The following is an 11,867-nucleotide window of genomic DNA, read 5'->3' on the forward strand; positions in this document are numbered from 1 at the left end:
AACTACACAATCAGAAAATTTTTGTCATCTTTTTAACGGCAGCGTTTGACCAACATCAAGTTACATTCAATCAATGAAATTAAATAACATAACCATTCATCAATTTTAAATTCCATTTTTTATATTATATTCAATAAATTATAAAAATATCTGATTTATAAATAATGATATTTATTCTTAAACATAATCCTAATTTACTTCAATTTCCATTTATTATGAAATTATTTTTCTTTGATAATCAGTTTTTTAGTATTCAGACGGCCTAAAATCACGCTTTTTTTGTTCACAGTCCTTCAGACGGCCTCATTACCTCCCCCTGCCATCCCATCAACTTCGATTTCTGCTACACTTATCTCATTGAATTAGCTTTGATTTATAACGAAAATTTCCTGACAAGTTTACTCAGGTTTTAAAAATCAAAGCCAAGTAATAAAAATACAAAGCAACACACCACCATTACTTTTTTCTTTTCAACAGGACACAACCCATGAGTGATTTGATTACCCTCACCATCGACGGCCACGAAGTACACGCTTCGCCCGACTCGTCCATTATTCAGGCCTATGCCCGTGCCGGCAGCGCGATTACCGCCAACGTCGGTTGTATGGGTCAAGGCGTGTGCGGCTCATGCCGCTGCATGGTGCGCAAAGAAGGCGAACGCGATATCACCACCGCCCTTGCCTGCGAAACCAAAGTCGAAGCCGGTATGCAGGTGAGCTTTATTGATTACTTTATCCCCGAGCATATTCAGTATTACGACATCAAAGAAATCGGCGACGGCTGGAACTGACTCGACGACACCGCCAAATCTTTCCCCGAAGCGCAAAACTGCCGTCACTGTGGCGGCTGCAACCGCGCCTGCCCGAAAGGCTTGCAAGTTGAAAACGGTGTGGCGCAAGTAGTCTTGGGCGATTTTGGTGCGGCAGCTGATACCTTCGACCAATGCGTGATGTGTAATTTATGCACGCTGGCCTGCCCTGAGCATATCCGCCCCAACCACTTGGGCTTGTTTGCTCGCCTTATGAAAGCCGCGCGTACATTACGTCCGGTAGATTTAATGCGCCGTCTGCGCGAAATCGACAGCGGCAAAATGCGCGTGGAATTTGAAGAGGAGGCCGTCTGAAATGGAAAAGCAAGTAACCGGTATTGATTACGAAACCGCACTGGCCAATCTGCGTGCATCATCATTGGAAATGCGCACCGATTTGCCGCCGAAAGACGAATTATTAAGCCGCTACCACCCCGATTACCAACCGAGCGCGCGCGTGAAGCTGCCGATTGGCCCGAATGCCGGCGACTATTGTCACCCTGATTTGGCCAAACTCTTAATCAGCCAGCCCTTGATTGACGATTACGATTTATCGCGTGCCGAACACGTTCACACTGATGTATTGGTGATTGGTGGCGGCGGTGCGGGGGCGGCGTTGTCAGCCAGCGAAACAGGCTCCCGTGTGATAATGGCGAACAACCTGCGTATCGGCGACAGCAACACCGTGATGGCCGAAGGCGGCATTCAAGCAGCCGTCGGCGCGGAAGACAGCCTGCAGCAACACTTCGACGACACCATCAAAGGCGGCCACAACGCAGCTAAACAAGCCTTGGTCGCGCAAATGGTTACCGATGCGCCATCGGCCATCCGTTGGCTGATTGGCTTGGGCATGACCTTCGATTTGGCGCAAGGTGCCGACAGCAACGGCCATTTGAGCCGCAAACGTGCCGGCGGCACCACCGTGCCACGCATTCTGCACTACCGCGACTTTACCGGCTTGGAAATGATGCGCGTGTTGCGTGAAGCGGTGGAGCTCGACGAAAACATCACCCAGCTCAACCGCCATCCGGCGATTGAATTATTGTCTGACGAACACGGCCGCTGTGTCGGTGCGATTTTATACGATTTGGAAAAACGCAGCCTGCTGCTGGTACACGCCAAATCTGTGGTGTTGGCTACCAGCGGTTCAGGCCGTCTGCATTTGCAGGGTTTTGCCACATCGAATCACTACGGCGCCACCGCCGATGGTTTGGTGATGGCCTACCGCATCGGCGTGAAATTGCGCGATATCGATTCTTTCCAATACCACCCGACCGGCGTGGCGCATCCGCCGCATTTGGCCGGCGCGTTGATTTCGGAAGCCGTGCGTTCGGCCGGCACCAAATTGGTGAATGGTTTGGGCGAGCGTTTTGTGGATGAACTGCAACCGCGTGACGTAGTGGCTGCCGCGATTTTGCGCGAAGTGGCCGAAGGTCGCGGCGTGGTGCGCGACGGTCAAGTCGGCGTGTTCTTGGATACCCCGCGCCTGATTGAAAACGATCCCGAAGTGTTGAACCGCTTGGTGACTTTAGGCCACGTTGCCCACAAATGCGGCGTGAATCCGAAAGTCGAACCGATGATGATTCACCCGACGCTGCACTACCAAAACGGCGGCATGGAAATCAACAGCGACGGCTCAACCACCATACCGGGTTTATACGCGGCAGGAGAAGTGACCGGCGGCATTCACGGCCGCAACCGCCTGATGGGCAATGCCCTGCTTGACATCATCAGCTTCGGCCGACGTGCCGGTGTGGCAGCAGCCAACTGCGGCTTACCATTGAAAAAAGTGCGCGGCGGTGTCGATCATGTGCATGATTTGCAACGTGAAATGACCCGCGCCGGTTTGACCAGCGATGTCAAAGCGCCGGTATTGTATCCGGATTACGGCACATTCGATTTACGCGAACACGCAGGCTTGCAGGAGGTGCAATCATGAATCAGGCCAACCAAAACTTATTACACCCTGCCCACCGAGTGGGCGCGGATTTAGCCGCTTGGCGCAATGTCGGCGGTGGCGAAGGCTTGCTGGCGGCATTGGCCGACCCGCAAAACATTGTGTCCAAACTGCAAGAAGCCAACTTGTGCGGCATGAGCGGCGCGGGTTTTCCGACTTGGCGCAAATGGGAAGCAGCGGTGACTGCACAAAGCAAAAACGGCGACAAATACATCGTATGCAATGCCAATGAAGACGAACCGGGCACATTTAAAGACCGCGTCTTACTGGCGCAAACCCCACACCAAGTAATCGAAGGCGTGTTGATTGCGGCGGTCGCCTGTCGCGCCAACAAAGCGGTGCTGTATGTGAACCCACACCAAACCGAATCGATTGCTTCCTTGATTCCGGCGATTGAGCAATGGAAACAAAGCGATCTGTTTATCCGCATTGAAAACTATCTGGGCAAACCTTTGGATTTGCAGCTGGTGGAAACATCCGGCCGTTACATCGGCGGTGAAGAAACCGCGGTGATTTCATGGCTGGAAGGCGGTTTCCCATTCCCGCGCCGCAAGCCGCCATTTCCTGCCGAAAGCGGTGTCAACGGCGAACCAACGCTGATTAACAACACCGAAACTTTCGCCAATATCCCGCAGATTTTGGCAAAAGGTGCAGAATGGTACCGCAGCTTGGGCTTGGGCGATGCTGTCGGCACCAAGTTGTATTCCTTATCGGGCGACGTGTTGAACCCGGGCTTATACGAATTACCGATGGGCACCACGCTTTACACGCTGATTTTTGAATACGGCGGCGGTATGCTCGAAGGCCGCACTTTCAAAGCCGTGTTTACCGGCGGCCCGTCAAACACCTTGCTGACGGCCAAAGATTTGGATGTGCCGCTGGATTTCGTGTCCGTGCGCGAACGCAAATCCAGCCTCGGCACCGGTGCGATGATTGTGATTTCGGAAGGCACCAGCGTGGTGCGTAAGGTGTCGGAATACGTGGAATTTTTCGCGGCCAACTCTTGCGGCCAATGCCCGCCGTGCAAAGGCGGCACCTTCCAATTGTCTCGCCTGCTCAACCGTGTGGACACCGGCATCGGCACCGCCGACGACTTGCGCGCTTTGCAAAGCCTGTGTCAACTGCTGCCAAGAAGCGGCCGCTGCGGCTTGATTGACGGCGCAGTCACCGTGTTGCAAAGCTCATTGCGTACCTTTCCGGAAGAATACGGTTTGGCGCCGAGCGAACACGAATAAACCTAGCTTTCAGACGGCCTTGAAACCTTTATTGCTTAAAAGACCGTCTGAAAATTGATGTATGTCATCAATCCTTTTAGTGTTGGCTAAGATTTCAGACGGCCTCAAAGTTTTGCTCTATGATGCCGCCTGAATCGCTACCAAACATAAAAACCACACCAAAACAGGCTGCCTAGTTTCTTTCAAGGCCGTCTGAAAAACATAAGAAAAACATCAAACTGCACATTCTTTTAATCTTTCAGACGGCCTGATGAAAAAGGCCGTCTGAAAACAGTTTTGACGATACTTCTGATTGGAGATGAAACATGGGTTTTAAACCTATCCCTGCGGCGGTCGCGCTGGCGCTGACGCTGCTGATTTGGTTCGGCATTCCGGTGCCGGAAGGTGTGTCACCGCAAGCGTGGCATTTGTTGGCATTGTTTGTCGGCATCATCGCGGGCATCATCGGCAAAGCCATGCCGATTGGTGCGATGGCGATGTTGGCGATTACTTTGGTGGCGCTCACCGGCGTAACCGTACCTGAATTGGTGGACGGCGAGCCGGTGAAAAATCCGGCCGGCCAAGCCATGAAAGATGCCTTGAGCAGCTTGAACAACTCGCTGATTTGGATGATTGGTGTCGCCATCATGATTTCACGCGGCCTGTTGAAGACCGGCTTAGGCGCACGCATCGGTTATCTGTTGATTTCATGATTCGGCAAACGCACCTTGGGCGTGGGCTACAGCTTGGCGATTGCCGATTTGTTTATCGCACCGGTTACCCCGAGTAACACCGCCCACGGTGGCGCGATTGTGCACCCGATTATGAAATCCATTGCCTTGAGCTTTGATTCCAATCCGGAAAACGGTACAGAAGGCAAAATCGGTAAGTATCTGGCCTTGGTCAACTACCACGCCAACATCATCACCTGCTGTATCTTCATCACTGCCACCGCGCCTAACCCTTTGGTGGTCGAACTGGTTGCCAAAGCCACCAATTCCGACATCCACCTGACTTGAGGCACTTGGTTTATGGCCATGGTCGTGCCGGGCTTGGTTGCCTTGCTGATTATGCCGATTGTGCTGTATTTCCTGTATCCGCCTGAAATCAAGCAAACGCCGAACGCCACCGCATTGGCCAAAGAAGAATTACACAAAATGGACCCTATGCAGCGCAACGAAAAAATCATGCTGGGTATTTTCCTGTTGCTGCTGGTGTTGTGGGCAGGTGTGCCGGAAATGCTGTTTGGCGTAAAAATCGACGCTACGGCCACCACTTTCTTAGGCTTTTCATTATGTCTGCTCACCGGCGTATTGACTTGGGAAGACGCGCTGAAAGAAAAAGGCGCATGGGATACCATCGTTTGGTTTGCCGCCTTGGTGATGATGGCCAACTTCTTAAACAAACTGGGCTTAATCGGCTGGTTGTCTGACTACCTGCAAGCCGGTATTTCTAGCATGGGCTTGGATTGGGTCGGCGGTTGTGCCTTATTTGTGGCGGCTTATGTGTATTCACATTATATGTTCGCCAGCGGCACCGCTCACGTTACCGCCATGTTCGGCGCATTCTACGGCGCAGGTTTGGCCTTGGGCGCGCCACCTATGCTGTTTGCCTTGGTGATGGCCGCATCGACCGGCATCATGATGTCGCTTACCCACTACGCTTCAGGCTCATCACCGGTGATTTACGGCTCCAATTTCGTTACCATGCAAGAATGGTGGAAAGCAGGCTTTATCATGAGCGTGTTGGAATTGCTGATTTTCGGCACCTGGTAATCACTCCGGTAAACTGACCTAAAATCAACAAAGGCCCGAGACCTTTGCAAAATCCCTATCTTTGGCACATTTCTTCGTTGTGCGCTGCTCGAAAGCTTGCCTATCTTGATGATATGTCTGCGCTTTCTGCGCTGCTACAACTTTGAACTGTACTCAAATCTAGGGTTTTGTAAAGGTCTCAGGCCGTCTGAAAACTTCGTTTTCAGACGGCCTTTGTTATACAATAAACACATTCTGTTTCTCTCAAATTCAATCACCGTGAAAATCCTGATTCTCGGCAGCGGCCAAGTCGGCTCGACCGTTGCCCAAAACCTTGCTTCCCTGCCCAGCAACGATGTGACCATTGTCGATGTCGATGAAAAAGCCCTGCATCTGCTCAGCAGCAAGCTTGATGTGCAAACCATCATCGGCAACGGGGCATCGCCTTCCGTATTGGAACGCGCCGCCGCTGCCGATTCCGATTTGCTGCTCGCGCTGACCCGTAGCGACGAAACCAATATTGTTGCCTGTAAAATCGCTGCCGATATTTTCAATGTGCCCAACCGCATCGCGCGCGTGCGTTCGAGTGAATATTTGGAATACAGTTTTCCCAATAAAGAAGGCGAGGACAGCAACAGCCTGAACATCTTCGACATCACCGAAACCATCAGCCCCGAGCAATTGGTCACCGAGCAATTGGTCGGCCTGCTCAGCTACAATAGCGCATTACAGGTCTTGAACTTTGCCGACAATAAAGTGCAGATGGTCATTGTGCAGGCGCGACAAGGCGGTTTGCTGGTCGGCAAGGAAATCGCTGACATCAACGCCCACCTACCCGAAGGCATCGACTGCCAAATCTGCGCCATCTACCGCAACAACCGCCTGATTGTGCCGTCATCAAAAACCGTGATTATCGAAGGCGATGAAGTGTTTTTTGTCGCCAACATCGACAATATTGATGCCATCATCCGCGAATTGCGACCGAAAGAGCAACGCAGCCGCCGCATCATGATTGCCGGCGGCGGCAACATCGGTTACCGCTTGGCCAAAAAGCTGGAAAACAAATACGACATCAAAATCATCGAATACAACGCCACCCGTGCCGAATGGTTGGCAGAAAATCTCGACAATACCTTGGTGCTGCACGGCTCGGCCAATGATGAATCGCTGCTTAACGAAGAATACATCGATGAAATCGATATTTATTGCGCGCTGACCAATGATGATGAAAACAACATCATGTCGAGCCTGTTGGCCAAAAATCTCGGCGCCAAACGTGTGATTGCCATTGTCAACCGCTCCAGCTACGTAGATTTATTGGAAGGCAACAAAATCGATATTGTGGTTTCACCACACTTAACCACCATCGGATCGATTCTGGCACACATCCGCCGCGGCGACGTAGTGGCCGTGCATCCGCTGCGCCGCGGTACGGCTGAAGCGATTGAAGTGATTGTGCACGGTGATGAAAATACTTCCGCCATTGTCGGCCGCAAAATCAGCGATGTTGACTGGCCGACCGGCTGCCATTTTGCGGCCTTGGTGCGCGGTGAAGAAGTGATTATGGGACACCACACCGATGAAATCCTGCAAGAAGGCGACCATGTGATTTTCTTCGTTTCCCGCCGCCGTGTGTTGCGCGAATTGGAAAAGCTGATTCAAGTAAAAATGGGCTTCTTTGGCTAACCAACCAGCGCGTAAAATATGATAAAGGCCGTCTGAAACACATTCTTTCAGACGGCCTTACACCATTTTGCATAACAATATGCTATATTATTACCTTATAACATCACCCAAAGGAAAAGCCATGTTCCGCCCAGCCTTAACTGCCTTATTACTCGCCGCCGCCCTACCTGTAGCCGCCGAGCCTTTACACTACAACATCGTTGAGTTTTCCGAAAGCGCCGTAATGGAAGTACCACGCGACACCATGACCGCCCGCTTTCAAGTACGCGCCGAAGGCAAAGAGCGACAAGCAGTGAATGCTGCTTTTATCAAAAAATTCAACAGTTTCAACCGCCAAGCCAAAAACAGCGCCTTCAAAACCGAATTGCTCAGCCGCAATGTTTCGCCGCGTTACCAATACACTAACGGCAAACGCACCCAAACCGGTTGGGAAGAACGCGCTGATTTCAAAGTGGAAAGCAAAGATTTCGCCGCACTCAACCGCCTAATTGCCGAAACCCAAAACGATGCCCATGTCCAATACACCCATTTCAGCGTATCCAAAGAAAAACGCGAATCGGTGATTGACGAAGTGAGCAAGTCCGCCATCACCCGCTTCAAACAACGCGCCCAAACCTTGGCTGAAACCTTAGGCCACCGCGATTACAAAATCGTCAAAATCAACTTAGGCCACATTGGCAGCAACAGCGTACAATCAGAAAACATGGCAGCAGGCAGAATGTACCGTACCGCCGCACCAGCGTCTGCCATGATGGCGGATACAGTAGAAACCACATCACCAGGTTCGGAAGAAATCAGCATTACGGTTGATGGTTCGATTCAGATGTAAGGCTTCAGACGGCATCAGCCGGATTCATGATAAAAGGCCGTCTGAAACAGATTATTCGTTTCAGACGGCATCATTATTGCTATTTAATCCTCAAATCAACGTTTGCTGCGCTCGTAAATCGGCATCACTTCCGGCAACATTTTACGGATGGCGCTAATACGCGCATCGTTGGCCGGATGGGTCGACAATACTGAAATCGACGTACCGCTTTGCGCTTGATTCATTTTCTGCCAAACGCTGATGGCCGCTTGCGGATTGTAACCGGCCTGCGCCATCAAGCGCACACCGCCTGCATCGGCTTCATTTTCCTGACGGCGTGAAAACGGTTTGGTCGCCGCTAAATCCGTACCCAAACCAATCAAACTGCCATCAACACCAGTGGCGCTTGCCAAAATCGAACCGCCCAAGCCGGTCAACACTTGGCCGCCGATGGCTTTTTTGCTGTGTTCCAATAAGGCATGGGTCATTTCATGGCCGACCACAGCTGCAATTTCATCATCAGTAAGCTTCAAGCACTCGACCATGCCGGTATACATTGCCATTTTTCCGCCCGGCATCGCCCATGCGTTCATTTCGTTGCTGCGAATCACGCTCATCTGCCAGTTAAACGGCACACCCGTGCGGTTGGCCTGATTGGCGTATGGTTTCATACGGTTGAATACGGCATACACGCGGCGCGCAGTTTGTGAAGTCGTATCCAAAATGCGTTGGCTTTGTGCCTTTTGCATGACCTGTGTGTAATTTTTTGCTGCAGCCTCGTTCAAGGTAGCTGAATCATAGCCGACCATGTCCGCTACTGAAGTACAACCGCTCACCGCCAACACCGCAGCGGTTAACCAAGCATAGTGTTTATCCTGAATCGTCATCAATCGCTCCCAGTTAATGCACACAATATAACGTGTGAATGTGGTTTATTCAGATGCTTTTCATACACAAAAAGGCCGTCTGAAACCTTCTATCTCACCGATAATCTTCAGACGGCCTTTCTTAATCACATCATTAAGAACGGGTTTGCAACATCCACGATTGGATACTGCGTGCATCTTTAACACGTAGTACCGAGCTTGGTGAATTCAACAAAACGATGGTCACTGGCTGGTTTTGTACATTCGCCTTCACTACCATCGAGCGGCCTGATTCACGGATATAACCCGTTTTTTGCAACTCAATATTCCATGCGCCTTCACGCACTAAGGCATTGGAATTTTTGTAATTCTGGCGACCGCGCACAGTCTGGACAGAACCATAGTTAGAAGTTGAATTTGTACGGATCAGCGGATATTTGCTGGCTGCCGCAACCAGACGGCTCAAGTCATGTGCCGTTGACACATTACGAAAATCCAAACCGGTTGGCTCATAAAAACGGCTGTTGTACATACCCAAGCTTTGCGCCTTGGCATTCATCGCCGCCACAAATGCACTCATGCCGCCCGGATAAGTGCGACCCAACGCATGCGTGGCGCGGTTTTCACTGCTCATCAGACTTAAATGCAGTAATTCACTACGCGGTAATGTAGTACCGATACTGAGCCGGCTGCCGGTACCTTTCAAGCGGTCAATCTCAGCCGGTGTAATCTCAACCATTTGATTCATGTCCAATTTGGCATCCAAAATCACAATCGCACTCATCAATTTTGAAATCGACGCAATCGGCATCACGCGGTTGGCGTTTTTCTGATACAACACTTCACCCGTGCGGTTATTCAGAATCAGCGCAGATTGCGACGACAACAACGGCCCTGCCATCATGGCTTGGGCTTCTACCTTCTCGGCTTGTGTTTCGGCAAATGCGCCCAACGGGTCTTGCTGGGTTGGGAAATTCTGTTCTAGAAACTGACCCAATACATCCATATCATTGGCAGCAGCAGGAAAAGCCGTTGCTGCAAGTGTCACACCCAAGCAGGCCGCACTTAATTTGTTACACCATTTTTTTACTGACATAGCGGTATCTTTCACGGATTTGTTACAACATTTCAATTAAAATATTCCGTCATTTTCGACAATTTTTAAAAAAATGTAAAGCAAGTCATTGAATCTTTGCGTTTGTTTGCAAGTTATCCCGCCAACCTTTCACCCAATGTCGAAATTTTCGCAACAATCCGACAGCAAATTTGATAAACCCGACGATACTTATTATACTAAGCAACTTTATCAAGAAATCATTCTAGGAAGATTTCCCTGCTGTCATATTAATATTTTAAAGAATAAAAACTATGTCTGAAGAAAAACGCTCATGCTCGTTCTGCGGCAAGTCAGAACATGAAGTCAAAAATTTGATTGAAGGCGAGCACGCTTTTATCTGTAACGAATGCGTGGAAACCTGCGGTGTCATGCTGCAAGATTCCGAGAGCGATAGCCCTGCCGAACCGGATGGCCCCAAAGCTGCTGAGAACGCCCCTCTGCCGACACCCGCCGAAATCGTAGCCAATCTCAACGATCACGTTATCGGGCAAGAACACGCAAAAAAAGCCTTGGCTGTTGCCGTTTACAACCATTACAAACGCTTGCGCCACCCTAAAGCCAACGGCAATGTTGAATTATCCAAATCCAATATCCTGCTGATCGGTCCGACCGGTTCGGGCAAGACCTTACTAGCCCAATCCTTGGCACGTAAATTGGACGTGCCTTTCGTAATGGCCGATGCCACTACCTTAACCGAAGCCGGTTATGTCGGTGAAGACGTGGAACAAATCATCACCAAGCTGCTGGGGAAATGCGATTTTGACGTCGAAAAAGCCCAGCGCGGTATTGTGTATATTGACGAAATCGACAAAATTTCCCGCAAGAGCGACAACCCGTCTATCACCCGCGACGTATCAGGTGAAGGCGTGCAACAAGCTTTGCTAAAACTGATTGAAGGCACCGTTGCCAGTGTTCCGCCGCAAGGTGGCCGTAAGCATCCGAATCAAGAATTCATCAATGTTGATACCACCAATATCCTGTTTATCTGCGGTGGCGCGTTTGCCGGCTTGGAAAAAGTCATCCGCCAACGCACGGAAAAAGGCGGCATCGGCTTTGGTGCAGCAGTACACAGCAAAGATGAAAACGTCAATATTTCCGAATTATTCGAAACCGTCGAGCCGGAAGACTTAATCAAATTTGGCCTGATTCCTGAGTTAATCGGCCGCTTGCCAGTGATCGCCACTTTGGCCGAATTAGATGAAGATGCCCTGATCAATATTCTGACCGAACCGAAAAATGCTTTGGTTAAACAATACCAAATCTTGTTCGGCATGGAAGATGTTGAATTGGAAATAGAAGAAGATGCCCTGCGCAGCATTGCCAAGCAAGCCATGGAACGCAAAACCGGCGCGCGCGGCTTACGTTCGATTGTTGAACGCTGCCTGCTCGACACCATGTATCAGCTGCCGGATTTGAAAGACGTGAAAAAAGTCGTTATTAATCAAAGCGTCATCGACAAAGGCGAAGCACCAAAATTACTGCTGGCTGACGGCAGCGAATACCAAGAGCCTAAAGCAGCAAAGAAAACGCGTAAAAGCAGCAAATAATCAGTAATATCAGATTATTGCATCAATCAGGCCGTCTGAAAAAATCTGTTGTTTAAAGTCTTACTTTACACACAGATATTTTTCAGACGGCCTAATTCTTTAATATGATA

Annotated in this window: 7 protein-coding genes and 2 pseudogenes; 7 read left to right on the forward strand and 2 right to left on the reverse strand. The window is 50.2% G+C overall.

The annotated features are described in order from the left end of the window. Nucleotides 1-487: 487 nt before the first annotated feature. From GJV52_RS01160 to GJV52_RS01185, 6 genes and pseudogenes are all read left to right on the forward strand, one after another. Nucleotides 488-1,123 (forward strand): annotated as a pseudogene (locus tag GJV52_RS01160) (2Fe-2S iron-sulfur cluster-binding protein). Between the two features lies 1 nt (nt 1,124). Beyond that, a complete protein-coding gene (locus GJV52_RS01165) occupies nt 1,125-2,747 on the forward strand; it encodes an FAD-binding protein (RefSeq protein ID WP_100563434.1) in 1,623 nt (540 codons plus the stop codon). Continuing rightward, nucleotides 2,744-4,000 (forward strand): complex I 51 kDa subunit family protein, encoded by a 1,257-nt coding sequence (locus GJV52_RS01170; protein WP_095502161.1) that lies wholly within the window; start codon nt 2,744-2,746, stop codon nt 3,998-4,000. Before GJV52_RS01165 ends, GJV52_RS01170 begins: the two co-directional genes overlap by 4 nt. A gap of 305 nt (nt 4,001-4,305) precedes the next feature. Beyond that, nucleotides 4,306-5,754 (forward strand): annotated as a pseudogene (locus tag GJV52_RS01175) (DASS family sodium-coupled anion symporter). A 258-nt stretch (nt 5,755-6,012) separates the two neighbouring features. Further along, the gene (gene trkA, locus GJV52_RS01180; RefSeq protein ID WP_100563446.1) at nt 6,013-7,419 is read left to right on the forward strand and encodes a Trk system potassium transporter TrkA; all 1,407 of its coding nucleotides are present in this window, start codon (nt 6,013-6,015) and stop codon (nt 7,417-7,419) included. 121 nt (nt 7,420-7,540) lie between these two features. Beyond that, nucleotides 7,541-8,248 (forward strand): SIMPL domain-containing protein, encoded by a 708-nt coding sequence (locus GJV52_RS01185; RefSeq protein ID WP_095502160.1) that lies wholly within the window; start codon nt 7,541-7,543, stop codon nt 8,246-8,248. 95 nt (nt 8,249-8,343) lie between these two features. Here GJV52_RS01185 and GJV52_RS01190 read toward each other — a convergent pair whose 3' ends face one another. Then, nucleotides 8,344-9,114 (reverse strand): M48 family metallopeptidase, encoded by a 771-nt coding sequence (locus tag GJV52_RS01190; protein WP_100563432.1) that lies wholly within the window; start codon nt 9,112-9,114, stop codon nt 8,344-8,346. Nucleotides 9,115-9,247: 133 nt separating this feature from the next. Beyond that, nucleotides 9,248-10,189 carry a serine hydrolase gene (locus GJV52_RS01195; protein WP_095503744.1) on the reverse strand — a complete coding sequence of 314 codons (942 nt, stop codon included), beginning with the start codon at nt 10,187-10,189 and terminating at the stop codon, nt 9,248-9,250. A gap of 272 nt (nt 10,190-10,461) precedes the next feature. Between GJV52_RS01195 and clpX the strand changes: the two genes are divergently transcribed. Beyond that, nucleotides 10,462-11,757 (forward strand): ATP-dependent Clp protease ATP-binding subunit ClpX, encoded by a 1,296-nt coding sequence (gene clpX / locus GJV52_RS01200; protein ID WP_095503745.1) that lies wholly within the window; start codon nt 10,462-10,464, stop codon nt 11,755-11,757. Nucleotides 11,758-11,867 lie beyond the last annotated feature (110 nt).

The organism is Neisseria brasiliensis, from assembly GCF_009671065.1.
Lineage (GTDB): Bacteria > Pseudomonadota > Gammaproteobacteria > Burkholderiales > Neisseriaceae > Neisseria > Neisseria brasiliensis.

What these genes read in the sequence shown, in the direction of transcription:
- GJV52_RS01185 (WP_095502160.1), top strand. Translation starts at nt 7,541, where the DNA reads ATGTTCCGCCCAGCCTTAACTGCCTTATTACTCGCCGCCGCCCTACCT.
- GJV52_RS01190 (WP_100563432.1), bottom strand. Translation starts at nt 9,114, where the DNA reads ATGACGATTCAGGATAAACACTATGCTTGGTTAACCGCTGCGGTGTTG.
- GJV52_RS01165 (WP_100563434.1), top strand. Translation starts at nt 1,125, where the DNA reads ATGGAAAAGCAAGTAACCGGTATTGATTACGAAACCGCACTGGCCAAT.
- GJV52_RS01170 (WP_095502161.1), top strand. Translation starts at nt 2,744, where the DNA reads ATGAATCAGGCCAACCAAAACTTATTACACCCTGCCCACCGAGTGGGC.
- GJV52_RS01195 (WP_095503744.1), bottom strand. Translation starts at nt 10,189, where the DNA reads ATGTCAGTAAAAAAATGGTGTAACAAATTAAGTGCGGCCTGCTTGGGT.
- clpX (WP_095503745.1), top strand. Translation starts at nt 10,462, where the DNA reads ATGTCTGAAGAAAAACGCTCATGCTCGTTCTGCGGCAAGTCAGAACAT.